This window comes from Microbacterium sp. 10M-3C3 (assembly GCF_003931875.1).
GTDB lineage: Bacteria > Actinomycetota > Actinomycetes > Actinomycetales > Microbacteriaceae > Microbacterium.
In genome coordinates this window covers 980,938-1,005,779 of record NZ_CP034245.1, presented here as the reverse complement: position 1 = coordinate 1,005,779, position 24,842 = coordinate 980,938, and the positions used below count along the sequence as shown (strand labels likewise).

Here is a 24,842-nt window from a genome sequence, read left to right as displayed (position 1 = left end):
CCGGGTGCCCCGCTTCGACCTGAGTCCCGAAGAGCTCGCGAACTACCGCCCGCACGTCGCCGAACCCGACGACTTCGACGACTTCTGGCGGCGCACGCTGCACGACGCGCGCGCTGTGCGCACGTCGGTGGAGGTCGCCTCGGTGACCACCGCCCTGCGGACGGTGGACGTGTGGGACGTGACCTTCCCGGGTTTCGCGGGCGACCCGGTGAAGGCCTGGTACCTGCGCCCGGCCGGCCACGAGGGGGGGCACCCCGTGATCGTGGAGTACCTCGGCTACGGCGGCGGGCGGGGCCTTCCCGTCGACCGGCTCGCGTGGTCGGCGGCGGGCTACGGCCACCTCGTGATGGACACGCGCGGCCAGGGCTCGGTGTGGGGCTCGGGCGGTGCCACCCCCGATCCGCACGGCAGCGGCCCCGCGGTGCCCGGCGTCATGACGCGCGGCATCGAGAGCCCCGTCGACCACTACTACCGGCGCCTCTTCACCGACGCCGTGCGCGCCGTCGACGCCGCGCGCACACTTCCCGGAGCGGACGCCGACCGCATCGTCGTGACCGGCGGCAGCCAGGGGGGCGGCATCTCCCTCGCGGTGTCGGGGCTCGTCCCGGGCCTCGCCGCGGTCATGCCCGACGTGCCGTTCCTGTGCCATTTCGCGCGCGCGGTGGGCCTCACCGACCGCGATCCGTACGGTGAGATCGTCCGGTACCTCGCGGTGCACCGCGGGGCGGAGGAGTCGGTGTTCCGGACGCTCTCGTACCTCGACGGCGTGAACTTCGCCCGGCGCGCCGACGCGCCCGCGCTCTTCTCGACCGCGCTCATGGACATGACGTGCCCGCCGTCGACGGTGTACGCGGCCTACAACGCGTACGGCGGTCCCGCGGAGATCGACGTGTACCCGCACAACGATCACGAGGGCGGGCAGTCGTACCAGCTCACACGTCAGGCCGAGTGGCTGGCCGCGATCCTCTCCTGACCCGCTCCCCCGCGCCTACGGCTGCGCGAACGCGCACGGAACGCGCGAACGCGCACGACATCCGGCGGATATCGTGCGCGTTCGCAAGGGACGTGCGCGCTCGGCGTTGGTTACAGCGCGTCGACGATCGCGTTGAGGGTCGCCGAGGGACGCATGACCTCCGCCACCTTCGCGACGTCGGGGTGGTAGTAGCCGCCGATGTCGACGGGGTGGCCCTGCACGGCGATGAGCTCCTCCACGATCTGCGACTCCTTCGCGGCGAGCTCCTGCGCGACGGGCCCGAAGACCGCGGCGAGCTCCGCGTCGGCGGTCTGTCCCGCCAGTTCCTGCGCCCAGTACAGGAACAGGTAGAAGTGGCTGCCGCGGTTGTCGATCGTCCCGAGCGCGCGGCCGGGCGACTTGTCGTTCTCCAGGAACGTGCCGGTCGCCGCATCCAGCGTGTCGGCGAGCACCTGGGCGCGCGCGTTGCCGGTCGCCGTCGCGAGGTGCTCGAGCGAGGCCGCGAGCGCGAAGAACTCGCCGAGCGAGTCCCACCGCAGGTAGTCCTCGGCCAGCAGCTGCTGCACGTGCTTGGGCGCCGAACCGCCCGCGCCGGTCTCGAACAGACCGCCGCCGGCGAGCAGCGGCACGATCGAGAGCATCTTGGCGCTCGTGCCGACCTCGAGGATCGGGAAGAGGTCGGTGAGGTAGTCGCGGAGCACGTTGCCGGTGACGGAGATCGTGTCCTCACCGCGCCGCATCCGCTCGAGCGAGTAGGTCGTCGCCTCGACGGGAGCAAGGATCTCGATCGTGAGGCCGTCGGTGTCGTGGTCGGCGAGGTAGGTCTTCACCTTCTCGATGAGCTGCGCGTCGTGCGCACGGGAGGCATCGAGCCAGAACACCGCCGGGGCGCCGGTGGCGCGGGCGCGCGTGACGGCGAGCTTCACCCAGTCGCGGACCGCGACGTCCTTCGTCTGCGTCGCGCGCCAGATGTCGCCGGTCCGGACGGTGTGCTCGAGGAGCACGTCGCCCTCCGACGCGACGACCTGGACGCGACCGGGCGCGGCGATCTCGAACGTCTTGTCGTGGCTGCCGTACTCCTCGGCAGCCTGCGCCATGAGGCCGACGTTGGGGACGGTGCCGATCGTGGCGGGGTCGAGCGGGCCGTGCGCGATGACGTCGTCGATCGCGGCCTGGTAGACGCCCGCGTACGACGAGTCGGGGATGACGGCGAGCGTGTCGTCCTCGCCGCCGTCGGCACCCCACAGCTTGCCGCCGTTGCGGATGAGGGCGGGCATCGACGCGTCGACGATGACGTCGGAGGGCACGTGGAGGTTCGTGATGCCCTTGTCGGAGTTCACGTACGACAGGCGCGGCCCCCGGGCGAGGCCCTCGCGGATCTCGTCGACGATCGCCTGACCGCCCTCGACCGCCGGCAGGCCCGCGAGGATGCCGCCGAGGCCGTCGTTGGGGGTGAGGCCGGCGGCCTGGATGGCGGCGCCGTGACGGGCGAACACGTCGGCGAAGAACGCCTTGACCACGTGACCGAAGATGATCGGGTCGCTGACCTTCATCATCGTGGCCTTCAGATGCACGGAGTAGAGCACGTCGAGCTCCGCCGCATCCTTCAGCGTCTGAGCGAGGAAGGCGTCGAGCGCGGCGGCCGACAGGAACGTCGCATCCACGATCTCGCCCGGGAGCACCTTGACCGACTCCTTCAGCACCGTGACGGTGCCGTCGTCGGCGACGTGCTGGATGCGCAGGACGTCGTCGTCGGCGATGACGACCGACTTCTCGTTCGAGCGGAAGTCGTCGTGGCCCATCGTGGCCACGCGCGTCTTCGACCCCTCGGCGAACGGCTTGTTGCGGTGGGGGTGGGCCTGCGCGTACTTCTTCACCGACAGCGGCGCACGGCGGTCGCTGTTGCCCTCGCGCAGCACCGGGTTCACGGCCGAGCCCTTGATGCGGTCGTAGCGGGCGCGGATGTCCTTCTCCTCGAGCGTCGACGGCTCGTCGGGGTAGTCCGGCACGTCGTAGCCCTGCCCCTGCAGCTCGGCGATGGCCGCCTTCAGCTGCGGGATCGAGGCCGAGATGTTCGGCAGCTTGATGATGTTCGCCTCGGGCGTGGTGGCGAGTCCGCCGAGCTCGGCGAGGGCGTCGCCGACCTGCTGCTCGGGCGTGAGCCGCTGCGGGAACGCGGCGAGCACGCGGCCGGCGAGCGAGATGTCGCGCGTCTCGACGGCGACGTCGGCCTGTCGCGTGACGGCCTGCACCATCGGCAGGAACGACGCCGTCGCGAGCGCCGGGGCCTCGTCGGTGTAGGTGTAGAAGATGGTCGATTCAGGCACGTGAGCACTCTCCGAAAGGCGTGGCGGGATCGGTTCCCAGCCTATCGCACGCGGTCGAGATATCTTGACGTCGAGATATCTGTGCAGGAATCGGCAACACGCGTGCCGACGCATCCGCTTGCCGCTAGCCTGTGCTCATGGCCGACCTTCGCCTCGAGGAACTGTCCGCCGCCACGATCGTGGCGGTGAACACCCTGTCGCTGAAGCCGGGGCAGGAGCAGTTCCTCGCGCCGACCAGCTACGGCATCGCCGCGACGGTCATGAATCCGCAGACCACGTGGCAGCGCGTGATCCTCGACGGCGACGAGGTCGTGGGCTACGTGAGCGCCAACTTCGATCCGGATGCCCCGCAGGAGCACTTCCGCTCGGTGCTGTGGCGCATCAACGTCGACGCCGACGACCAGGGCCGCGGCGTCGGCCGCTTCGCGCTGGAGAGCCTGCTCGCCGAGGCGCGCTCGCGCGGCATGGACCACGTCGACGTCATCTACGAGCCGGGCGAAGAGGGCCCCGAGGCGTTCTTCCTCGCGGTCGGCTTCACGCCGAAGGGCCAGACCGAGTACGGCGAGGTCATCGCAGAGATCCGCCTCTAACCCTCCCCGGCCCGCCGCGTCGTCGGAGGTTTGCGTCGACGTCGGACTCCGGCACGTCGATCCTCCGACGTCCGTGCGATCCTCCGACGGGGGACGACCGCGACTGGTCCTCCCCTGCGGGCGGATGCGGTGGGGAGTGCACTGATCGCGGGTCCAGGGTCCGGGCGGCCGCCGCTCGAGGTCAGGGTGGGCGGATGCGCGATCTCCTCGAGCGGCTCCATCAGCGCGGCGGCGTCGTCCGCAGACAGGCGGCCGTGCAGGCCGGCTTCGCTCCTGCCGCGATCCGACGGTGGGTCGCCTCCGGCGTGGTGCGCAGCATCCGGCGCACGTGGCTGGCGGTCGGAGGACAGGACGACGATCGCGTGCGTGCGGCGGAGGTCGGCGGACGCGTCGCGTGCGTGTCCGTCGCGCGCGAGCGCGGTTGGTGGGTGCCGGAGGGTATGGATTCCGCGCTCCATGTGTCGTTGCCACCGCACGGCCGCTCCGACGGCCTGGTCGGATTCGCCGGGACAGCCCATTGGTCGGTTCCGATCACGACGAGCGCTCCGGAGCTCCCCGTGGAGCCCTTGGAGGACGCCCTGGACCACATCGCGGGCTGCCTTTCGCCCGAGGACGCGCAGGCGGTGTGGGATTCGGCGATGCGCCGTGAGCGGCTGGACGCCGACGCGCTTCGACGCGTCACGTGGCGGACTCCGGCCGCCCGCGCGTGCGCCGACCGCGCGACAGGCCTCAGCGACTCCGGGCTCGAGTCGATCTTCGTCTTCCGGCTGTCCGCGTGGGGTGTCCCGCTCCGCCAGCAGGTCGTCCTCGCGGGGCGACCGGTGGACGCGCTCATCGGAGACTGGCTCGTCGTGCAGATCGACGGCCACGCGTTCCACTCCTCCTCGGCCGACCGGACGCGCGACCTCGCCCATGACGCGGAGCTGCGCCTGCGCGGGTACACCGTGCTCCGCTTCAGCTACGCCCAGGTGCTCCACGACTGGCCGGCGGTCGCCCGCGTGATTTCGCGCGCCCTCGCGACGGGTGCGCACCTCGCGCCCCGGTGACCGTCGTCGGAGGTACGCGCGATCGTCGGAGGATCGACCGCCGTACCTCCGACGACGGCGCGATCCTCCGACGATGCGCGCGGCCTCAGACCAGCGACTCCCGCCAGGCGGCATGGAGCTGCGCGAAGCGGCCCGTGCCGGCGATGAGGGTGTCGGGGTCGTCGTCCTCCACGATCCGGCCGTGCTCCATGACCAGCACGCGGTCGGCGATCGCGACCGTGGACAGGCGGTGCGCGATGATGATCGCGGTGCGGTCGGCCAGCAGCGTCTGCAGCGCGTCCTGGATGAGGCGCTCGCTCGGGATGTCGAGCGACGCCGTCGCCTCGTCGAGGATCAGCACCGCGGGGTCGGCGAGGAACGCACGCGCGAAGGAGATGAGCTGCCGCTGCCCCGCCGACACCCGGCCGCCGCGCTTGTTGACGTCAGTGCCGTATCCGTCGGGCAGTGCCTCGATGAACTCGTGCGCGCCGACCGCGCGGGCCGCCGCCTTGATCTGGTCGAACGTCGCGTCGGGCTTGCCGAGCGCGATGTTGTCGGCCACCGTGCCGCTGAACAGGTACGCCTCCTGCGTCACCATGACGATCGCGCGGCGCAGGTCCTTCGGATGCAGCGCCCGCAGGTCGACGCCGTCGAGCGTCACGCGCCCCGACGTGGGGTCGTAGAAACGCGCGACGAGCTTCGCGAGCGTCGACTTGCCCGCACCGGTCGTGCCCACGAGGGCCACCGTCTGCCCGGCCGGGATGTCGAGCGAGAAGTCGGGCAGGATCGTGCGGTCGCCGGAGTAGCCGAACACGACGTCCTCGAACCGCACGTGCCCGCGGGCGCGCCACAGGTCGATCGGCGACGTGGGGTCGGGCACCGTCGGCTGCTCCTCGAGCACGCCCGACACCTTCTCGAGCGCGGCCGTGGCCGACTGGTACGAGTTCAGGAAGAACGCGACCTCCTGCATCGGCGCGAAGAAGTTCCGCACGTACAGCACGGCCGACAGGAGGAACCCGAGCGCCAGCGCGCCGTCGAGCACGCGGAGCCCGCCCCACAGCAGCACGACCGCAAGGGTCACGGATGCGACGGCCATGAGCCCGGGCTCGAACGTGCCGAACAGGCGGATCGAGCGCATGTTGACGTCGCGGTACTGACTGGCCAGGTCGCCGAACTGCTCATCGTTGCGGGGCTCCTTGCGGAACGCCTTGACGGCGCGGATGCCGGTCATCGTCTCGACGAACTTGACGATCACCTGGGCGCTGACGACGCGAGACTCGCGGTAGACCACCTGCGAGCGCAGGTAGAACCAGCGCATGAGGAAGAACAGCGGGATGCCCATCGCGAAGAGGATGAGGCCCGACTGCCAATCCAGGAGCAGCAGCGCGATGAGCGTGAAACCGCCGTACAGCAGTCCCGACACGAGCTCGTTGAGGCCGCCGTCCAGGAGCTCCCGGATCGTGTCGAGGTCGCTCGTCTGCCGCGAGATGATGCGCCCCGACGTGTACGACTCGTGGAACTCCAGGCTCAGCCGCTGCGTGTGCAGGAAGATGCGCTTGCGCAGGTCGAGCATGATCGCCTGCGTGAGCCGCGCGGCCACGACCGCGTACCAGCCGATGAGCGCGGCGCCGCCGAGCCCGGTGAGCAGGTACGCGGCGACGACGAGGATCGTCGGCATCCAGTCCATGCGGTCCACGACCGCCGGCAGCGCATTGGCGATGCCCCATCCGACGAGTGCGGGGCCGGCCACGCGCAGTGCGGTCGACACGACGAGCACGACGGCGGCGAGCACGAGCTGCCACGTGAGGGGGCGCACGAGCGATCCCAGCAGCCGCATGGACCGACGGCGGATGGCGCGGCTCTCCTCGCGCGTGTAGTCGCTGCGGTCTTCGCCCGCCGTGCCGGTGACGGTCGCGGTGCTCATCGGGCCACCTCCTTCTCGCTCGCGGAGCGTTCTCCCCGTAGGCCCGGCTCCTGCGCCTGGCGCAGGGCTTCCGCCTCGAGGCTCGAGATCACATGACGGTAGTGCTCGCTCGTGCGCAGCAGCTCGGAGTGGGTGCCGACGGCCGTGACGCGGCCGCCCTCGAGCAGCGCGACGCGGTCGGCGAGCATGACCGTCGACGGGCGGTGCGCGACGACGAGCGCCGTCGTGTCGGCGAGCACTTCGCGCAGCGCTTCCTCGACGAGGGCCTCGGTGTCGACATCGAGCGCCGACAGCGGGTCGTCGAGCACGAGGACGGCGGGCCGCGCCGCGACGGCGCGCGCGAGCGCGAGGCGCTGCCGCTGGCCGCCCGACAGGCTCAGCCCCTCTTCGCCGATGACCGTGTCGGGGCCGTCGGGCAGCTCGTAGACGAAGCCGGCCTGCGCCACCTGCAGCGCTTCGCGCAGCACCTCCTCGGCCTCGGGCGTGCCCGGGACGAGGTCTTCGCGGCCGAGCAGCACGTTCTCCCGGACCGTCGCCGAGAACAGCGTCGCGTCCTCGAAGGCCATGCCGACGTGGCGGCGCAGCTCGGTGAGCCGCAGGTCGCGCACGTCCACGCCGTCGAGCGTGACGCGGCCGCCCGTGACGTCGTACAGACGCCCGGGAAGGGTGGTGAGCGTCGTCTTGCCCGAGCCGGTGAGACCCACGAGCGCCATCGTCTCGCCGGGGCGCAGCACGAGGTCGATGCCGTCGAGGAGGTCGCGCGTGGCGGCCGGCGCATCCTGGTACCGGAAGTGCGCGTTCTCGAACGCGAGCTCGCCGCGCACGCGCGGGAGCGACACGGGCTCGTCGGGGTCGGTGATCGTGTTCTGCTCGTCGAAGACCTCGAAGATGCGGTCGGTCGCGGTGCGCGCGTCGACGAGGAAGGAGAAGAGGAAGCCGATCGACTCGACGGGCCAGCGCAAGATCGTCGCCATCGCGAAGAACGCGATGAGCTGGGCGACCTCGAGCTGCCCGGCCTGCACGAGCAGGATGCCCGCGCCCAGGCACAGCGCGAACGCGATGTCGGGCAGGAGCACGAGCCAGAACCAGATCCACCCGACGGCGCGGGCCTTGGCGATCTCGGTCTCGCGCAGCGTCTCGGCCTGGCGCGAGAACTTCTGCAGCGCATGCTTGCCGCGTCCGAACGCCTTCAGCACCCGGATGCCGTGCACGCTCTCCTCGACGCTCGTGGCGAGGTCGCCGGCCTGATCCTGGCTCTGGCGCGAGAGCATGCCGTAGCGCTTCTCGAAGAGGTAGCCGGCCACCCACAGCGGCGCGGAGCACACGACGAAGACGACGCCGAGCACCCAGTGCCACGTGAAGAGGATCGCCGAGCCCACGAGGATCGTCAGCAGGTTCACGACGAGCAGCACGAGACCGAAGGCGAGCCACCGGCGGATGAGGCTGATGTCCTGCATCATGCGGCTGAGGAGCTGACCTGACTGCCACCGGTCGTGGAAGGCGACGGGCAGGCGCTGCAGCCGTGAGGAGAACGTCGTCCGAAGGTCGTATTCGACCTTGGTCGCGGGGGCGAGCACGAACCAGCGCCGCGCCCACACCATGAGTGCCTCGAGCAGGCCGAGGAGCAGGATGGCGCCGGCGCCGACCGCGACGAGAAGAGGCTCGCCCGAGCTGATCGGCCCGGTCTCGCTCACGATCACCTCGAGGACGAGCGGGATGCCGAGGGCGAGCAGGCTTGCGATCAGCGCGCTCACGGCGCCGAGGGAGAGGCGGCCGAGGACGGGACGGGCGAACGGCAGGAGCCTGCCGAGCGCGCGGACGGTGGAGAGGGAGGCGTGAGAGTCGCGAGTCATGATCCTGAAGCGTCGAAAGAGGGCGCGCAGTGCGCGCGAAAGGTGGCGGACGGCGGCGTGAGCCGCGCACGCTCTCCGAGGGGAACGGAAAGGGGGGCGGGCTTATGCCGCGGCGGGGCCCGTGACCGGGAACGGGAGGCGCTCGAGACGCCCGGATCCGGCGAGGCGGACGACGATCGGCTGCACGGCGTAAGCGGTCGTCTTCATGACATCCTCCTCGGATCCGGTGCGTCGAACGGACGCGGGCCTCGCCGCACGGACGCGCGACAGCCCTCCAGAATATCCTGGGAGTTCGCTGAGTGCAAGGAATCCGTGGAAGAGATCACGCGGATTCGCGGGAAGAGATCACGCGGATTCGCGCGCCAGCAGACGCTCCTTCACCGCGGTCCCCCACGCGAACCCGCCCATGCTGCCGTCCGAGCGCAGCACGCGGTGGCACGGCACGAACAGCGCCGCGGCGTTGCGGGCGCACACGGATGCGGCGGCGCGCACGGCGGCCGGACGCCCCATCGCCGCCGCGAACTCGGTGTAGGTGAGCGGCTGCCCGGGACGGACGCGACGGAGCGCGCGCCATCCGTCGCCCTGCAGCGCCGTGCCGGGCTGGCGCACCGCGACGGCCTCGATCGCGTCGAGCTCACCCTCGTAGTAGGCGGCGACAGCGTCCGCGGCTTCGGTCTGCCCCGTCACCACGTCGGTGGGGCGGTGCGCGGGCGCGAGGCGCGCGAGCACCGCGGAGGGGTCGGCCGTCCAGCCCGACGCGAGCACCGCGCCGTCCTCGGCGGCGAGGAGGGTGAACGCCCCGTCGGGGGTGTCGATCGTCTGCAGCGTGGCGGTCATCGGGGCTCCTGGAGGATCGGGTCGGATGCGGCGACGCGCCACGCGCGCGTGACGGGCGCGGCGAACCACAGGTGGGCCATGAGGTAGCTGCGCCACGGCGCCGTCCGCTCGGCCCACGCGGTGAGGCCGCGCGGCTCCCCCGGGAGGCCCGCCGCCGCGGCACCGGTGCGCGCGGCGACGTCACCCGGCAGGAAGACGTCGGGGTCGCCGAGCACGCGCATGCGCACGTAGTCGGCGGTCCACGGGCCGACGCCGGGGAGCGCGAGCAGGGCGCGCCGCTGTTCGGCGGCGTCGTCGCCGGGGCCGAGTGCGAGGGTGCCGTCGGCGAGGGCGGATGCGGCGCCCACGATGGCGCGGATGCGTGCGCGGGGCCCGGTCAGCACCTCGCCGCCGTGCTCGGCGATCGCCCTCGGCGTGGGGAACAGGTGCGTGAGCACGGCACCGCCCGCATTCGCGGGGGCCTGCCGATCGACGGCGAACGGCTCTCCGAGCGCCGCGGCGAGACGCCCCATCGCGGTGCGCGCCGCGGCCACGCTGATCTGCTGACCGATGATCGCGCGCAGCAGCATCTCGGGCGCGTCGACGGCCCCGGGCACGCGCACGCCGGGGATGTCACGCACCAGCGGCCGGAGCTGGTCGTGCTGCGACAGCGCGGCGTCGACGGCGATCGGGTCGGCGTCGAGGTCGAACAGCCGGCGGACGCGGGCGAGCAGCGCACCGAGGTCGCCGAGCGCGGTCAGGCGCGTGCGCAGGCGCAGCCGGTCGCCGTGCGGCCCGCCCTCGCACCGGACCTCGAACCAGGCGGGCCCGCCGTCGAGGCGCACCGTGCGCGCGAAGGTGCGCGCGTCTCCGGCCTCGACGCCCGGCACGGCGTGCGCGCGCATCCATCCGAACAGTCCCGGCGCATCGAGCGGCCCGCGGAAGGGCAGCACGAGATCGAGCGTGCCGGCGGGGGCGTCGTGCCCGGTGCGCCGGCGTGCACGCAGGGCGAGGGGAGGCATCCCGAACACCTCGCCGATCGTGTCGGTGAACTGCCGCACGCTCGTGAACCCCGCCGCGAAGGCGACGTCGGCCGACGGGAGGTCGGTGGCGACCAGGAGCAGTCGCGCGGTGTGCGCGCGCTGCGCGCGGCTGAGGGCGAGCGGCCCGGCGCCGAGCTCGGCCGTGAGCAGGCGCGTCAGGTGGCGCGTCGAGTAGCCGAGGCGCCGCGCGAGGCCGGGCACGCCCTCGCGGTCGACGACGCCGTCGGCGATGAGGCGCATCGCGCGGGCCGTGACGTCGCCGCGCTGGTCCCACGCGGGCGAGCCGGGGGCCGCTTCGGGGAGGCAGCGCTTGCACGCGCGATATCCCGCCTCGTGGGCGGCGGCGGACGTCGCGAAGAACGTGACGTTGCGCTCGTGCGGCGTGCGGGCGGGGCAGCTCGGTCGGCAGTAGATGCCTGTCGTGCGCACGGCCGTGACGAACTGGCCGTCGAACCGGCGGTCGCGCGACTGGATCGCGCGATAGCGCTCGTCGAAGCCCTGGGGTGCGAGGACCCCCGCCGTGATGCCCACCCCTCTACCCTGCCACCGCCCGGCGACACGGGCTGGCGGTTTTCGGACACGGCGGTGGCGCCGCATCCGCACCGAGCCGAGAAACCACGCGCGCGCTGTGAAACCACGCGTCGCGCGTGTTCTCAGCGGCCGCGTGGTTTCTGGACAGCTACGGATGCAGCCTCAGGCCGCGAGGCGACGGCTCTCGCGCAGGATCACCGCACCCGCCCACACGGTGAGCGCGAGCACGAGGACCACGAAGCCGAGGAACACCGGCACGATCGGCACGATCAGCAGCGCGGCGCCAACGGCGAGGGGCGGCACGGTCATGCCCGCGAAGGCGAGCAGGAAGATGCCGGAGGTGATCTCGCTCCGCATCCGGGGATCAGACAGCGCGCCGGCGATCGCGAGCGCCCCGCGGAACAGGAGACCGACACCGGCGCCGGCGACGACGCCGCCGCCCACGAAGAGCAGGCCCGAGTGCGAGAGGTCGGCCGCGCCCAGGAGCACGAGCCCGACGATCATGGCGCCGACGCCGAGACGCAGCTGCTGCGGCATGGTGAGGCGCGCGAACACGACCTGGGCGAGTGCTGCGGCGCCGAAGACGGAGAAGGTCACGACCCCCGCGACGAGGTGGTCGCTCTGCCCGAGGATCCGCACGAGGAAAGTGGGGGCGACCGAGCCGAAGAGGCCGGTGACAGCGAAGGCGGCGAAGGCGGCGATCCCGGCCGCCCAGTAGGCGCGGCGGCCCTCGTCGGGGACGCGCACGCGCTGCGGGCGGTAGTGGAACGGCTCGGCGGGGCGCTCGACGGTCTCGGGCACGAAGGCGTACGCGAAGCCGAGGCCGAGGAAGGCGAGGAGGAAGACGATGTACGGCACGAGCAGCGGCGCGGGCGCGAACTCGGCGAAGAGCCCGCCGATGAGGGGGCCGAGGGCGAGTCCCCCCATGTTCGCGATGCCGGCCACCGTCGGCGCGAACGTGCGGCTGTCGGGGCGGTGCGCGCGGCGGAGGTCGGCGAGGTGGGCGGTGGCGGAGGCGGTGAGGATGCCGATGCCAAGGCCCGCGACGAGCCGCGACACGATGAGGCCCGTGACATCCGGCCACAGCGTGAACATGACGGCAGCGGCGATCTCGACGCCGGTGGCGGCGAGGATGAGCGGGCGTCGGCCGAGGCGGTCGCTGAGGTGCCCGGCGAGGAAGAGCGACACCATCACGCCCACGGAGTAGGCCGCGAAGATCACCGTGATGAGGAAGGTCGGGAATCTGTCGCGTTCCTGGTAGAGCGCGTACAGCGGGGTCGGCACCGTGTTGAACGCCATCAGCACGAGGAAGGTCGCCGCCGTCACCCAGAAGCCCGTGCGGTGCGTGAGGCGCCACGTCGGAGCCGACGCGGCGGCTCCGTGGCCCGAGGTGCCGCGCGTGACGGTGGGAGCTGATGCGGTGAGCGGAGCGGTCATGCCTCGAGAATGCTCCAGCGGAGCGATCGAGTCAAACGAACGGTTTCGATCGGCTCGATCGTCCTGCTCTATGATGACGCCATGGAGACGCGACTGCTGGAGTACTTCGTCACGGTGGCCGAGGAGCAGAGCGTCACCGCCGCCGCGCACCGGCTCTTCGCCGCGCAGTCCACCGTGTCGGCGGGCCTGAAGAGCCTCGAGCGCGACCTCGGGATCCGGCTGTTCGAGCGCTCGACGACCGCCGTCGCCCTGACGCCGGCCGGCGAAGACCTCCTCCCCCGCGCCCGCGCGCTCGTCGACGACGTGGCGGAGCTGCGCCACGCGGCGGGGACCGCGCACGCCGGACTGCGCGGCCGCATCCGGATCGGCACGTTCCCGGGTCTCCGCGTCGTCGACCTCCCCGGCATCCTCGGCGCCTTCCGTCGCGCGCATCCGCTCGTCGACGTGCGGCTGAGCGCGTCGCCGACGGGCTCGAGCGGACTGTTCGACGACCTCGAGCGCGATCGCCTCGACCTCGCGCTCACCGCCCTCCCCCCGCTCGCGGGTCTGCGCGGGTGGGAGCTCGGCGCGTACCCGTTCGTCGCGCTCGTGCCCCCGTCGCATCCGCTCGCGTCGCGCTCGCCGCACGCGGGCGTGCGCCTCGCCGAGCTCGCCGACGAAGAATGGGTGGACGTGCTGCCCGGCTACGGCAACCGCGTCCAGGTGGATGCCGAGCTCGCCCGCCACGGTATCGCCCGCCGCGTGTCGGCCGAAGTGGGTGAGCTTCCCGCGGTGCCGGCGTGCGTGGCCGCCGGGCTCGGCGTCGCCGTCGTGCCCGACATCGTCGACACCGGCGGGTGCGCCGTGCTGGCGCTGCGGGACGACCTGCCGCCGTGGCGCGTCTCGCTCACCGCCACTGCGCGAGCCCTCCGCCGCCCGCACGTGCGCGCGCTCGCCGACGCGGTGCTCGCCACGCGCTGACGCGCGGCAAACCCCGCGCGCGCCGAGACACCACGCCGCGCGCGTCGTCTCGGCGCGGACGTGGTGTCTCGGATGCGGCGGCCTACCGCGTCGCGATCGCGAAGCCGCCCGGCGGCAGCACGACGGTCGCGGTCCCCTCGTAGGCGGAGGCGCGCAAGAGGGCGCCGGTCGCGTCGTACACGCGCACGGTGCCGCCGCCGTCGACGGTCGTCCGCTGCGGGACGTCGGCCGCCGAGTGCACGAGCTCTGCCCGCGCGTCGCCGTCGCCCGCCAGCACGAGACGCGACACCCACGGCCGCACGAGGAGCGCGTCGAGGACGAGGTCGCCCTGCAGCGCGGAGGCCGTGAGCGTCGCGCGGTTCGGCGCCACCGTCCCGGTGAGGGCGTGGGGCGCCAGCTGGCCGGGCGCGGGCGAGATGCCCTGCGCGGGGCCGTCGACCCGCAGCACACCGCTCCCGCGCCACACCGACGTCGTGCGGGCGCCGGGTTCGGCGAACACGACGGGCTCGACCCACCGACGCTGGTCGGCGGCCGGCAGCTCCCACGTCGCCGATTGCCGCGGCGCGAGGGTGAGCGCCGAGCCCGACCACCCCGACTCGCCCGTCCACGCCTCGGGCGTCGAGACGCTGCCGTCGGTGCGGATCGCGTCCTCGGCCTCGACCAGCTCGAGCCCCTCACGCTCGGCCACGCTCGTGAGCGCCGTCGCGCGGGCGGCGACCCCGGGCCGGGCGTCGAGCGCGAGCGCCGTGAGCAGACCGTGGATGGTCGACTCGGCGCCGCTGTTGCGGTTGACGGTGCCGTCGGGCTGCAGTCCGTCGAAGGTCACACCGGTCGCAGGATCGTACATGCGCGCACCGGCATGATTCGCCCCGAAGAACCACGCCGCTTGCATCGCGGCGAGGTCGGCGAACGCCTGCGAGCCCGTCACCTGGGCGACCCGCAGCAGCGACTGCACGCGCGAGTCGGCGCCGTACGCGATCTGCACGCGATCGGTCGGCGTGGGGTTCCAGCCGTTGTCGGGCCCGCCGGCGGTGAGCAGGGTCGGCGTGAAGGTCGCCGCATCCGCGATCGCCGGCTGCGCAAGGGTCGGATCGTCGAGCGCCTCGGATGCGGCGGCCAGCGCCGCGGGCATCTGCGACGCCCACGCGTGCCAGATCGACGGCGACTGCGCCCACGGGAGGATCGCGCGGTAGGGCCATTCGCGCGTGCTGCCGGCCGCCATCGCGCCGATGCCCTCGGCGAGGCGGCGCAGTGCCGTCGCCGAAGCCGTGTCGTCGGGGCGGGCCTCCACGCGCGCGGCGAGGCCGAGCACGGCCTCGGCGGATGCGTCCGCACCGTCGACGATGAGCCACGCCGGCACGCGCACGCCGTCCGCCTCGGCCCACTCTCCGTAGCGGGCGAGCACCTGCCGGTCGAGCGCGCCGACGGCCAGCTGCAGCCGCGCGTCGAGGAAGGCGGCGAAGTCGGGGTCGGCGTCGGCGAACGCGGCGTAGCCCTCGCCGAGGGCCCAGATCGTGCGGGCGAGCCAGTAGCTGGGCCCGCTGTCGGAGGGATCGGGGAGCTCGACGGGCTCGGCCGACGGGTTCAGCTCGCCGTCGGGCTGCATCCACAGCACGACGTTGCCGGCGTTCGGCCCCTCCGCGGTCTGCAGGTAGGTGAGGGCGCGCAGCAGCTCGTATGCCTTCTGGCGGCTGTCGTCCGAGCCGGTCTGCTGCCAGTGGCGCAGGTACACCACGGCGGCGCGCGCGGTGTCGTCCGCGTTGAACGCGCCCTGCGCGTAGTCGCCGGTCTCGGGGTCGCGCGGGCCGCCGCCGACGCGCTCGAAGGTGCCGCCGTCGCGCGCGTCGGCGTACGTCCACGGCTGCACGAGCGTCGGCTCCTCTGCGAGCCGGTACGTCGTGTGGCCCGGCACGTCGGCCGGTGGCGTCGCCTCGTCCAGGAGGAAATCGAGGTGGGCGAGGTTCGTCAGCGGGGCGTCGGATGCGGCGGCAGCGGCGGGCGCGGCCGCCGACGCCGCATCCGCTCCGGCCGCCGGGGCGACCGCTCCCAGCGGCATCGCGAGTGCGAGCGCGCCCGCGAGGACCCATCGCGCACTCCATCGTGCGTCGGTACGCATGTCTGTTGTCTCCGTTCTCATCCGGGGGGGGGTGGGTGGGTGAGTGTCCACGACACGCCGCTGCGCGCGGCACGGTGCGGCGTGTCATGGACACTCGACGGCGGGGGCGGGCGCCTCAGGCCGTGCGCTCGAGCAGCGCGACGCCGATCTTCGAGTCGGCCATGCCGTAGAAGACGAACAGGCGCCCGTCGATCTCCTCGATGGCCGTGGGGAAGACGACGTTGGGGACGATGCCGCTGCGCTCGTCGTCGGTCTCGGGTGCCAGGAGCGGCTCGGACGTGCGCGCGACGACCCGCGAGGGGTCGTCGGCGTCGAGGATCAGCGCACCGGCGGCGTAGTTCACCTTCTGCTGCTGCGCGAAGGCGCTGTCGATCGTGCCCGTGACGCCGTGGTGCAGCACGAGCCAGCCCTCGGGGGTGCGCCGCGGGGGCGGGCCGCCGCCGATCTTGAGCGCCTCGAACGGGAACTCCGGTCCCGCGACGAACCGGTGCTGCTCCCACAGCGCGAGGTTCGCGATGTCGTCCTCGACCGCCGCGAGCGGCACGTAGCTGATCCAGATCGACTGGCGGGTGTCTTCGACGCCGGCCGGCACCCGTACGCCCTGGCCGGGCTTGGTCTCGCCGAGGTCCCACATGGGGCGGTGCAGCACGGCGAGCGCGCGCGTCCCGTCGGGCGCCGTGACCGGCTCGGGGAAGAAGACGGTGTCCTTGTTGTGGAAGAGGTTCAGGTCCATGTCGAGGTCGTCCTGGTACCGGAACAGCGCCGGCCCCAGGCGTCGCCACGACCGGAGGTCCTCCGACACCGCGACCGCCGTGCGGGGGCCGAGCGGACCGTAGGCCACGTACGTCATGACGTGCATCCCGAGCGCCTCGATCCATGTCGTGCGGGGGTCTTCCACGCCGGCGTTGCCGACGCCGCGCTCCCAGCCACGGTCGGGCTCGAGGACGACGCCCTGCCGCTCGACGCCCACCGGCACGCCGTCTTCGACGACGACCCGTGCGAGGCCGACGCGCGACACGTTGCCGTCGGCCACCAGCCGCGGCAGCAGGTACAGCTGCCCGTCGGGCCCGCGCCCGGATGCAGGGTTCAGCACGCCCTCCGCTTCCTGCGGGTCGCCCGGCTCGGGCGTCATGACGACGCCCACGCGGGTCAGGCGGTAGGGGACTTCGGGATATGCGGACATATCAGCCTTTCACTCCGGATCCGAGGTCATTCGATGTGAAGTAGCGCTGGAACAGCACGAACAGCAGCACCGCGGGCGCGGCGAGCACGACGGCGCCGGCCATCATGGCGCCGAACGGGTTCGCCGTGGAGGCGGCGATGTTGGAGATGAAGTTCGCGAGCGACACCGCGAGCGGCTGCATCGACGCGTCCTTCGTGATGAGGAACGGCCACAGGAACTCGTTCCACGGGCCGATGAAGGTCAGCAGCACCGCCGTGAGGAGGGCCGGCCGCACGAGCGGCAGCGCGACGTTCCACAGCAGCCGGAACTCCCCTGCGCCGTCGATGCGCGCCGCGGCGAACAGCTCCGGGGGCAGCTGCAGGAAGTACTGCCGGAAGATCACGACCGCCGTCGAGTTGATGAAGAACGGCAGGATCATGCCGAGGTAGCTGTCGGACAGGCCGTAGTCGCGCGCGATCATCACGTACAGCGGGATCATGAGCAGCTGGAACGGCACGACCTGCACGAGAAGCGCGAGCCCGAACGTGAAGCCGCGGCCCCGCCAGTGCAGCACCGCCAGCGCGTATCCGGCGAGCACGCCGAACACGATCGTGCCGAGGATCACGCCGCCGGTGAAGATGCCGGAGTTCACGAGCCCCTGCAGCAGGTTGATGCGGCCGTTGATCGCGACGTAGTTCTCGACCGTGAGGTTGCCGGGGTGCGGGAAGGCGCCGGCCAGCGAGCTGTCGACATCCGTCTGCAGCGACCCGACCACCATGTAGTAGAAGGGGAAGAGGAACGCCAGCGCGCCGAGCGCGAGCACGATGTACAGGGCGATCTTCGATCCGAGGGCGCGTCTCATCGCTCCTCCCCTCCCACGAACCGCCGCTGCAGCGCGGCGATGATCAGCACGAAGACCATGAGGATGACGCCGATCGCGGCGGCCTGGTCGGGGTTCTGCTGCTCGATGCCCTTCTGGTAGATCAGCAGCACGGGCGAGGTCGACGCGCCGTTGGGGCCGCCGCCGCCGGTGAGCAGGTACGGCTCGGTGAAGAGGTTCGCGCCCGTGATCGTTGACAGCAGCACGACCAGCAGCGTCGCCGGGCGCACGCTCGGCACGGTCACCGAGAAGAACTGCCGGATGCGGCCACCGCCGTCGACCGAGACCGACTCGTAGAGCTCCCGCGGCACGTTCTGCAGCGCCGCGAGGTAGAGCAGGATGTAGAACCCGAGCCCCTTCCACGTCACGAAGAACGCGATCGTCGGCATCGCCAGGGCGGAGTTCACGAGCCACGACGGGTCGGGCGCGAGCGGGCCGAGCGCGTTGTTGACGAGCCCCTCCTTGGAGAAGAGGAACAGCCACACCGCGACCACCGCGACGGAGGCCGTGACGTAGGGCACGTAGTAGCTGACGCGGAAGAACGTCCGCGCCCGCACGACGCGGTCCAGCGCGGTCGCGAGCAGCATGGAGAGCGCGACGGTGAGGGGGACGTTGATGACGAGGAAGATGCCGACGTTGCCGAACGCGCGCCACACGGCGGGGTCGGACAGCACGGCGGCGTAGTTGTCGAAGCCGACGAAGGGCCGGTCGACGACGGCGCCGGGGGCGGCGAAGAAGTAGTCCTGGAAGCTCATCCACACCGCGAAGATCACGGGGTAGGCGAACACCAGCAGCACGAAGGCGACGTACGGCGCCGAGAAGAGGATGCCCAGCGGCTGCGCGCCGAGCAGGCGCCGCCCGCGGCGGCGGGCCGGAGCCTCGCCGCCGCGGGGGCTCGTCGCGGTGCCCGTGCGCTCGGGCGCCACGTCGGTGCTCATGTCAGTTCCCGCCCGCCAGCTGGTCGACCTGGTCGGCCGCGGTCTTCAGGAACGTGGGCACGTCCTCCTCGCCGAAGATGACCGACTTCGAGTACTCGTCGCGGAAGGCCTGCCAGATCTCGATCGAGCTCTGCACGTTGGGAACCTCGACGGTGCGCGCGGCCTGGTCGCCGAACTGCTCGTAGGCGGGGTTGGCCGAGAAGAAGTCGGGGTAGGTGGCGGTGAGGTCCTGTCGCAACGGCATCTGGCCGGTCTCCTCGAGCCACTTCCCGTCCTGCTCCTCACTCGTGGCGAACTTCAGCACGTCCCACGCGGTGGCCTTGTTCGTGCACGCGGTGAACAGACCGACGTTCTTCGCGTCGCTGAACGTGTACGTGTCCGCCGCATCCGTGCCGTTCTCGGTCGGCACCGGCACGGCGCCCCAGTTGACCTTGTCCTTGTACACGTCGACGGCCCACGGCCCCACGATCGCCATGGCGGCGTATCCGTCGGCGAACGCGTCGCCCTGGTACTGCTCGTTGCCGGCGAGCTGCTCCTCGTAGAGCGTCCGCCAGAACTCGGCGACCGCCTGGCCGTTGTCGTCGTCGAAGGTGGCCTTGCCGTCCTCGACGAGCTGCGTGCCGCCGGTCTGCGCGGCGTACAGCGGGTAGAAGTCGAACCACGACTGGAAGAACTCGCTCGTGGGCGCCGGGTTGATGGCGTACGAGGCGACGCCGGCCGATTTCAGGGTGCGCGCGGTCTGGAGGAACTCGTCGTACGTCGACAGCGACGGGTTCTCCGGGTCGAGCCCGGCCTTCGCGAACATGTCCTTGTTGTAGAAGATCATCACGGGGTTCGACTTCCACGGCAGCTGGTAGAAGTCGCCGTCCTCCGACCGGTACTGGTCGGCCACATCGCCGCTGCGGGCGGTGATGTAGTCGTCGCCGTCGGGGAAGTCCGACAGATCGACGAGGCCGCCCTGGCGCTGGAAGCCGGGCACGGCGGCGGGCGACGTGTTGAAGATCAGGCACGGGGCGTTCCCCGCCGTGATCGCGGCCGAGATGACCTCCTCGCTCGAGGATCCCGCGGGGATCTCCTGCGCCGTGATCTTCTCGTCGGGGTGGTCGGCGTTCCACGCGTCGACCATCTGCTGGCCCCACGCGATCTCGGCCTCGTTGTTGGAGTACCAGATGGTGATCTCGCCGCGGCTGTCCATGCCGCCTCCCCCGCCTCCGCCGCCGCTGCAGGCGGTCAGGGCCAGGGCGCCGGCGGCGCCGACTGCTGCGATGAGGATGCGTCGTCGCATGTCACTCTCCTTGGGACGGTGCGGCTGCTCGATCAGAGCTCGGCCGCGGTTTCGGCAGGGGATGCGGTGGATGCGCGGACCGCGAGCCGCGGGTCGTCGAGTCGGACGTCGCCCGGCGCGGAGCCGGCGATCGTCTCGAGCAGGGTGCGCGCCGCGACGGAGCCCCAGCCGCGGGCGTCCGTCGCGACACTCGTGAGGGCGGGGTGCACGTGGCGGCCGATCTCGGTGTCGTCGAAACCTGTGATCGACAGATCGCGCGGCACGACGAGGCCGCGACGCTGGGCGACCCCCAGCCCGGCGACGGCCATGCTGTCGTTGGAGTACACGATCGCCGTCGGCGGCTGCGCGGCGTCGAGGAGGTGCTCCGTCGCCCGCGCGCCGTCGGCGGCGGAGAAGTCGGTCGTGACGACGATGCTCTCGGCGCCGGCGGCGGCGGCCGCCGCGTCGAACGCCGCGCGTCGGTGCTCGGCGTGCAGCATCCCGTCGGGGCCGGCGACATGCGCGATGCGACGGTGGCCGAGGCCGGCGAGATGCTCGACGGCGAGCCGGATGCCCGCGCCGTCGTCGGACGTGACGCTGGGGAACGGGCTCTCGACGTCCGGCGCGCCGAGGGTCACCGCGGCCAGGCCCAACTCTTGCACGAGCGCGATGCGCGGGTCGCCGGCGCGGAGGTCCATGAGGATCACCCCGTCGACGCGTCGGTCGGCAGCGAGCCCCCGGTAGGTCTCCTCCTCCTGCCGTCCGGGCGTGGCCACGGCGAGCACGAGCACTTGACCCGACACCGAGAACGCGTCCTCGACGCCCGCGATGAAGGAGGGGAAGAACGGGTCGGCCGCGATGACGTCGGGGCTGCGGCCGATGACGATGCCGCACGCGAAGGCGCGGCCGACGCTCAGCGAACGGGCGCGCAGGCTCGGCGACCAGCCGAGGTCGTGCGCGGCGGCGAGGATGCGCGCGCGCGTGTCGGGCGCGACGCCGGGCTTGTCGTTCAGCGCGAAGGACACGAGCCCCTTGCTGACGCCCGCGCGGCGCGCGACGTCGGCGATCGTGGGATGTCCGGCGGGCGTCACGCTCACTCCTTCGTGCTCGTCGTCGCGGCATCCGGCGCAGCGACGCGGTGGGTGCTCCGGTGTTCTAAACCGGTTCAGTTACTCTAAACCGGTTCAGGCTCACGAGACAACCGATTGACAGGAAACGTTCAGGTCGGCAACGGATGCCGCGGGCGGACGCAAGCGCTGCCCCTCTGCCCCAGGCATGCCGGTGCGCCGGTAGCGTGAGCCCATGAGCGCACGCGAGTACGACGTCATCGTCATCGGAGCCGGGCCCGTCGGGGAGAACGTCGCGGACCGCGCGGTCCAGGGCGGCCTGTCGGCGGTCATCGTCGAATCGGAGCTCGTGGGCGGCGAGTGCTCGTACTGGGCGTGCATGCCGTCGAAGGCTCTGCTGCGCAGCGGCGCCGCGCTGCGGGCGGCTCGCGCGGTCGACGGCGCGAAGCAGGCCGTGACCGGCGACCTCGACGTCGCGGCCGTGCTGAAGCGGCGCGACCGCATGACGCACGCGTGGAACGACGCCGGCCAAGTCGAGTGGCTCCAGGGCGCGGGCATCGAGCTCGTGCGCGGTCACGGCGCCCTCGCGGGCGAGAAGCGCGTGGTCGTCACCGCGGACGACGGCACCACGACGGAACTCGTCGCGCGGCACGCCGTCGCCGTCTGCACGGGGACGGCCGCGCTCCTCCCGGATGCGCCCGGGCTCGCCGCCATCCAGCCGTGGACGAGCCGCGAGGCGACCTCCGCCGAGCACGTCCCCGGCTCGCTCGCGATCGTCGGCGGCGGCACCGTCGGGGTCGAGATGGCGACCGCGTACGCGACGCTCGGCACGCACGTCACGCTGCTGGTGCGCTCGACCCTCCTCGGCACGCTCGAGCCCTTCGCGGGCGGGATGGTCGCGGACGCGCTGCGCGACGCGGGCGTCGACATCCGATTCGGCGTGGACGTCGTCTCCGCCGCGCGGCCGGAGGGCGGGAAGGCGACGCTCGAGCTCTCGGACGGTGCGAGCATCGAGGCTGACGAGGTGCTCGTGGCCATCGGGCGCACCCCGCGCACGCAGGATGTGGGACTGGAGACCGTGGGGCTCACGCCGGGGTCGTGGATCGAGGTCGACGACACCCTGCGCGTGCCCGGATCGGACTGGCTGTACGCCGTCGGCGACGTGAACCACCGCGTGCTGCTCACGCACCAGGGGAAGTACCAGGCCCGTGCCGCGGGCGACGTCATCGCCGCGCGCGCGAAGGGCGAGGCGGTCGACGACGCCCCGTGGGGCGCGCACGTCGCGACCGCCGACCACGCGGCCGTGCCGCAGGTGACCTTCACCGACCCGGAGGTGGCGTCGGTCGGTCTCACGGCGGCCGCGGCGGAGAAGGCCGGCATCCGTGCCCGTGCGGTCGACTACGACATCTCATGGGTCGCCGGCGCGAGCGAGCAGTCCGACGCCTACACCGGCCAGGCGCGCATGGTCGTCGACGAGGACCGCGGCGTCATCGTCGGGGCGACCTTCGTCGGCCCCGACATCGCCGAGCTGCTGCACTCGGCGACGATCGCCGTGGTCGGCGAGGTGCCGCTGCACCGCCTGTGGCACGCGGTGCCCTCGTACCCGACGGTCAGCGAGGTGTGGCTGCGCCTGCTCGAGACCTACGGTCGCGACAGCGCCCATTCCCCCGCCTGAGCGCAGGAAGCCATCGCGCGCGTCAGTGGAAGAAGTGCCGCTCGCCCGTGAAGAACATCGTCACGCCCGCCGCGCGCGCGGCGTCGATGACCTCGGCGTCGCGCACCGATCCGCCGGGCTGGATGATCGCCGCGATGCCGGCGTCGATGAGCACCTGCGGCCCGTCGGCGAACGGGAAGAACGCGTCGGATGCGGCGATCGAGCCCGCCGCCCGGTCGCCCGCCCGTTCGACGGCCAGCCGGCACGAGTCGACGCGGTTGACCTGCCCCATGCCGATGCCCACGGTCGCGGAGTTCTTCGCGAGCACGATCGCGTTGGACTTGACGGCGCGGCACGCCTTCCACGCGAAGATCAGGTTCGTCATGTCCTCGTCCGCGGGCCGCTCCCCCGACACGAGCTCCCAGTCCTTCGCGACCGACTCGATGTCGTCGGGGAACCGGTCGGCGTCCTGCAGCAGCAGTCCACCCGACACCAGGCGGACGTCCATGCGCTCCTGCTGCCAGTCGACCGGCAGCTGCAGCACGCGCAGGTTCTGCTTGAGCTTGAACACCTCGAGCGCCTCGGGCTCGAAGTCGGGCGCGACGATGACCTCCGTGAAGATGTCCCGGAGGTTCTCGGCCATCTTGAGCGTCACGGTGCGGTTGGCTGCGATCACCCCGCCGAAGGCCGACACCGGATCGCACTCGTGCGCGCGCAGGTGGGCGCTGGCGATCTCGTCGAGCGCATTCGGCGCCGACACCGCGATGCCGCACGGGTTGGCGTGCTTGATGATCGCGACGGCCGGCTTCACCATGTCGAACGCGGCCCGCAGCGCCGCATCCGCGTCGACGTAGTTGTTGTACGACATCTCCTTGCCCTGCAGCTGCGTGGCCTGCGCGATGCCGTGCCCGCCGACGCGTGTATAGATCGCGGCGCGCTGGTGCGAGTTCTCGCCGTAGCGGAGGGTCGAGAGCCGCTCGGCCTTGATCGTCAGGTGCGCGGGCAGGTCGACGTCGTGCGCGAGCGTGCCCTCGGCGAACCACGCCGCCACGGCGGCGTCGTACGCGGCGGTGTGCGCGAAGGCGCGCGCCGCGAGTTCGCGGCGCTGCGCGAGGCTCGTGCCGCCGCCCTCGCCGATCGCCTCGATGATCGCGGGGTACGACTCGGGCGAGACGACGATCGCCACGTTCGCGAAGTTCTTCGCTGACGCGCGCACCATCGCAGGGCCGCCGATGTCGATCTGCTCGACGACGTCGTCGCCGACCGCGCCGGAGGCGACGGTCTCCACGAACGGGTAGAGGTTCACCACGACGAGCTCGAACGGCAGGATGCCGAGCTCGTCGAGCTGGCTCTCGTGGCTCTCCAGGCGCAGGTCGGCGAGGAGGCCGGCGTGCACACCCGGATGCAGCGTCTTGACGCGCCCGTCGAGCGACTCCGGGAAGCCGGTGACGGCCGACACGTCGGTGACAGGGTGCCCGGCGTCGCGGATGGTGGCGGCGGTCGACCCGGTCGAGACGATCTCGACGCCCGCGCCGACGAGCGCCTCGGCCAGGCGCAGCAGGTCGGTCTTGTCGCTGACGGACACGAGCGCGCGGCGCACCGGGACGACGTCGCGGTCGCGGTAGAGGGACGGGTCGTGGGAGGGCCCTGCCATGGATGCTCCTTGTCAGCGGGTCGGTTCGGGGGGAACGGCGGCGGCAGCGGCGAGGTCGAGCTCGCCGGTGGCGACGCGTCGGACGACGTCGATCAGGAGGCGCCGCTCGACGGGCTTGATGCGCTCGTGCAGAGTGTGCTCGGTGTCGCCGGGCAGCACGGGCACGCGCTCGCGCGCGAGGATCGGACCCGTGTCGACGCCGTCGTCGACGACGATGACGCTTGCCCCGGTCTCGGCGACGCCCGCCGCGAGCGCATCGCGCACGCCGTGCGCGCCGGGGAACTCCGGGAGGTACGCCGGGTGCGTGTTGATGAGGTTCGGCGCCCACTCGTGCACGACATCCGCCGGCAGCAGCCGCATGAGGCCGCTCAGCACGACGAGGTCGGGCGTCCACACGCGCAGCTGCGCCGCGAGCTCGGCACCCCACTCCTCTCGCGAGTCGAAGTGCGACCACGGCACCAGGAACGTCGGGATGCCGAAGGTCTCGGCGTGCGCGAAGCCCGCGGCCTCGCGGTCGGCGCCGACCACGACGACGCGGGCGGGGAAATCGGGGTGCGAGGCGGCGTCCAGCAGCGCCCGCAGGTTCGATCCGGTGCCCGAGATGAGAACCGCGACCGTGAGCACCCGG

General features: G+C 72.2%; 19 protein-coding genes. 5 read left to right on the top strand and 14 right to left on the bottom strand.

Going from position 1 to position 24,842, the window contains the following annotated elements:
* Nucleotides 1-4: 4 nt before the first annotated feature.
* Nucleotides 5-973 carry an acetylxylan esterase gene (locus tag EI169_RS04780; protein ID WP_125131319.1) on the top strand — a complete coding sequence of 323 codons (969 nt, stop codon included), beginning with the start codon at nt 5-7 and terminating at the stop codon, nt 971-973.
* A gap of 110 nt (nt 974-1,083) precedes the next feature.
* On the opposite strand, the gene EI169_RS04775 is transcribed toward EI169_RS04780, so the two are convergent.
* The gene (locus EI169_RS04775; RefSeq protein ID WP_125131318.1) at nt 1,084-3,300 is read right to left on the bottom strand and encodes an NADP-dependent isocitrate dehydrogenase; all 2,217 of its coding nucleotides are present in this window, start codon (nt 3,298-3,300) and stop codon (nt 1,084-1,086) included.
* Between the two features lie 137 nt (nt 3,301-3,437).
* On the opposite strand from EI169_RS04775, the gene EI169_RS04770 reads away from it, so the two are divergent.
* Nucleotides 3,438-3,890, top strand: coding sequence for a GNAT family N-acetyltransferase (locus EI169_RS04770; RefSeq protein WP_125131317.1), 453 nt, complete (start codon nt 3,438-3,440; stop codon nt 3,888-3,890).
* Nucleotides 3,891-4,084: 194 nt separating this feature from the next.
* A complete protein-coding gene (locus tag EI169_RS04765; RefSeq protein WP_125131316.1) occupies nt 4,085-4,936 on the top strand; it encodes a type IV toxin-antitoxin system AbiEi family antitoxin domain-containing protein in 852 nt (283 codons plus the stop codon).
* A gap of 85 nt (nt 4,937-5,021) precedes the next feature.
* Here EI169_RS04765 and EI169_RS04760 read toward each other — a convergent pair whose 3' ends face one another.
* The 5 genes from EI169_RS04760 to EI169_RS04740 form a co-directional block, all read right to left on the bottom strand.
* Nucleotides 5,022-6,839, bottom strand: a complete 1,818-nt coding sequence (locus EI169_RS04760) for an ABC transporter ATP-binding protein (protein WP_125131315.1) — start codon at nt 6,837-6,839, stop codon at nt 5,022-5,024.
* Nucleotides 6,836-8,692 (bottom strand): ABC transporter ATP-binding protein, encoded by a 1,857-nt coding sequence (locus EI169_RS04755; protein ID WP_125131314.1) that lies wholly within the window; start codon nt 8,690-8,692, stop codon nt 6,836-6,838. The genes EI169_RS04760 and EI169_RS04755 overlap by 4 nt, the downstream gene beginning before the upstream one ends.
* Before the next feature lie 345 nt (nt 8,693-9,037).
* Nucleotides 9,038-9,529, bottom strand: a complete 492-nt coding sequence (locus tag EI169_RS04750) for a methylated-DNA--[protein]-cysteine S-methyltransferase (RefSeq protein ID WP_125131313.1) — start codon at nt 9,527-9,529, stop codon at nt 9,038-9,040.
* Nucleotides 9,526-11,082 (bottom strand): AlkA N-terminal domain-containing protein, encoded by a 1,557-nt coding sequence (locus tag EI169_RS04745; protein ID WP_240640635.1) that lies wholly within the window; start codon nt 11,080-11,082, stop codon nt 9,526-9,528. Before EI169_RS04745 ends, EI169_RS04750 begins: the two co-directional genes overlap by 4 nt.
* Nucleotides 11,083-11,244: 162 nt before the next feature.
* The gene (locus EI169_RS04740; RefSeq protein ID WP_125131311.1) at nt 11,245-12,519 is read right to left on the bottom strand and encodes an MFS transporter; all 1,275 of its coding nucleotides are present in this window, start codon (nt 12,517-12,519) and stop codon (nt 11,245-11,247) included.
* Between the two features lie 81 nt (nt 12,520-12,600).
* On the opposite strand from EI169_RS04740, the gene EI169_RS04735 reads away from it, so the two are divergent.
* The gene (locus tag EI169_RS04735) at nt 12,601-13,479 is read left to right on the top strand and encodes a LysR family transcriptional regulator (protein WP_125131310.1); all 879 of its coding nucleotides are present in this window, start codon (nt 12,601-12,603) and stop codon (nt 13,477-13,479) included.
* 82 nt (nt 13,480-13,561) lie between these two features.
* Here the strand turns inward: EI169_RS04735 and EI169_RS04730 are convergent, their stop codons facing one another.
* From EI169_RS04730 to EI169_RS04705, 6 genes are all read right to left on the bottom strand, one after another.
* The gene (locus EI169_RS04730; protein ID WP_125131309.1) at nt 13,562-15,595 is read right to left on the bottom strand and encodes a hypothetical protein; all 2,034 of its coding nucleotides are present in this window, start codon (nt 15,593-15,595) and stop codon (nt 13,562-13,564) included.
* A gap of 115 nt (nt 15,596-15,710) precedes the next feature.
* Complete coding sequence (locus EI169_RS04725; protein WP_125131308.1) at nt 15,711-16,778, bottom strand: glycosidase; 1,068 nt, start codon at nt 16,776-16,778, stop codon at nt 15,711-15,713.
* Nucleotide 16,779: 1 nt separating this feature from the next.
* On the bottom strand, nt 16,780-17,619 hold the full coding sequence (locus EI169_RS04720; RefSeq protein ID WP_125131307.1) for a carbohydrate ABC transporter permease: 840 nt from the start codon (nt 17,617-17,619) through the stop codon (nt 16,780-16,782).
* Nucleotides 17,616-18,575, bottom strand: coding sequence for a sugar ABC transporter permease (locus EI169_RS04715; RefSeq protein WP_125131306.1), 960 nt, complete (start codon nt 18,573-18,575; stop codon nt 17,616-17,618). Before EI169_RS04715 ends, EI169_RS04720 begins: the two co-directional genes overlap by 4 nt.
* 1 nt (nt 18,576) lies before the next feature.
* Nucleotides 18,577-19,860: an extracellular solute-binding protein gene (locus tag EI169_RS04710; protein WP_125131305.1), complete on the bottom strand. Its 1,284-nt coding sequence runs from the start codon at nt 19,858-19,860 to the stop codon at nt 18,577-18,579.
* A gap of 32 nt (nt 19,861-19,892) precedes the next feature.
* The gene (locus EI169_RS04705; RefSeq protein WP_125131304.1) at nt 19,893-20,930 is read right to left on the bottom strand and encodes a LacI family DNA-binding transcriptional regulator; all 1,038 of its coding nucleotides are present in this window, start codon (nt 20,928-20,930) and stop codon (nt 19,893-19,895) included.
* A 211-nt stretch (nt 20,931-21,141) separates the two neighbouring features.
* On the opposite strand from EI169_RS04705, the gene EI169_RS04700 reads away from it, so the two are divergent.
* Entirely contained in the window at nt 21,142-22,581 is a 1,440-nt protein-coding gene (locus EI169_RS04700) for an NAD(P)/FAD-dependent oxidoreductase (RefSeq protein ID WP_125131303.1), read from the top strand.
* Between the two features lie 22 nt (nt 22,582-22,603).
* Here EI169_RS04700 and purH read toward each other — a convergent pair whose 3' ends face one another.
* Together purH and purN are read right to left on the bottom strand one after the other, a co-directional pair.
* Nucleotides 22,604-24,214 (bottom strand): bifunctional phosphoribosylaminoimidazolecarboxamide formyltransferase/IMP cyclohydrolase, encoded by a 1,611-nt coding sequence (gene purH / locus EI169_RS04695; protein ID WP_125131302.1) that lies wholly within the window; start codon nt 24,212-24,214, stop codon nt 22,604-22,606.
* A gap of 12 nt (nt 24,215-24,226) precedes the next feature.
* Nucleotides 24,227-24,838 (bottom strand): phosphoribosylglycinamide formyltransferase, encoded by a 612-nt coding sequence (gene purN / locus EI169_RS04690; RefSeq protein WP_125131301.1) that lies wholly within the window; start codon nt 24,836-24,838, stop codon nt 24,227-24,229.
* Between the last annotated feature and the right edge of the window lie 4 nt (nt 24,839-24,842).

What these genes read in the sequence shown, in the direction of transcription:
- EI169_RS04770 (WP_125131317.1), top strand. Translation starts at nt 3,438, where the DNA reads ATGGCCGACCTTCGCCTCGAGGAACTGTCCGCCGCCACGATCGTGGCG.
- EI169_RS04765 (WP_125131316.1), top strand. Translation starts at nt 4,085, where the DNA reads ATGCGCGATCTCCTCGAGCGGCTCCATCAGCGCGGCGGCGTCGTCCGC.
- EI169_RS04760 (WP_125131315.1), bottom strand. Translation starts at nt 6,839, where the DNA reads ATGAGCACCGCGACCGTCACCGGCACGGCGGGCGAAGACCGCAGCGAC.
- EI169_RS04755 (WP_125131314.1), bottom strand. Translation starts at nt 8,692, where the DNA reads ATGACTCGCGACTCTCACGCCTCCCTCTCCACCGTCCGCGCGCTCGGC.
- EI169_RS04750 (WP_125131313.1), bottom strand. Translation starts at nt 9,529, where the DNA reads ATGACCGCCACGCTGCAGACGATCGACACCCCCGACGGGGCGTTCACC.
- EI169_RS04740 (WP_125131311.1), bottom strand. Translation starts at nt 12,519, where the DNA reads ATGACCGCTCCGCTCACCGCATCAGCTCCCACCGTCACGCGCGGCACC.
- EI169_RS04735 (WP_125131310.1), top strand. Translation starts at nt 12,601, where the DNA reads ATGGAGACGCGACTGCTGGAGTACTTCGTCACGGTGGCCGAGGAGCAG.
- EI169_RS04730 (WP_125131309.1), bottom strand. Translation starts at nt 15,595, where the DNA reads ATGCGTACCGACGCACGATGGAGTGCGCGATGGGTCCTCGCGGGCGCG.
- EI169_RS04725 (WP_125131308.1), bottom strand. Translation starts at nt 16,778, where the DNA reads ATGTCCGCATATCCCGAAGTCCCCTACCGCCTGACCCGCGTGGGCGTC.
- EI169_RS04720 (WP_125131307.1), bottom strand. Translation starts at nt 17,619, where the DNA reads ATGAGACGCGCCCTCGGATCGAAGATCGCCCTGTACATCGTGCTCGCG.
- EI169_RS04715 (WP_125131306.1), bottom strand. Translation starts at nt 18,575, where the DNA reads ATGAGCACCGACGTGGCGCCCGAGCGCACGGGCACCGCGACGAGCCCC.
- EI169_RS04710 (WP_125131305.1), bottom strand. Translation starts at nt 19,860, where the DNA reads ATGCGACGACGCATCCTCATCGCAGCAGTCGGCGCCGCCGGCGCCCTG.
- EI169_RS04700 (WP_125131303.1), top strand. Translation starts at nt 21,142, where the DNA reads ATGAGCGCACGCGAGTACGACGTCATCGTCATCGGAGCCGGGCCCGTC.
- purH (WP_125131302.1), bottom strand. Translation starts at nt 24,214, where the DNA reads ATGGCAGGGCCCTCCCACGACCCGTCCCTCTACCGCGACCGCGACGTC.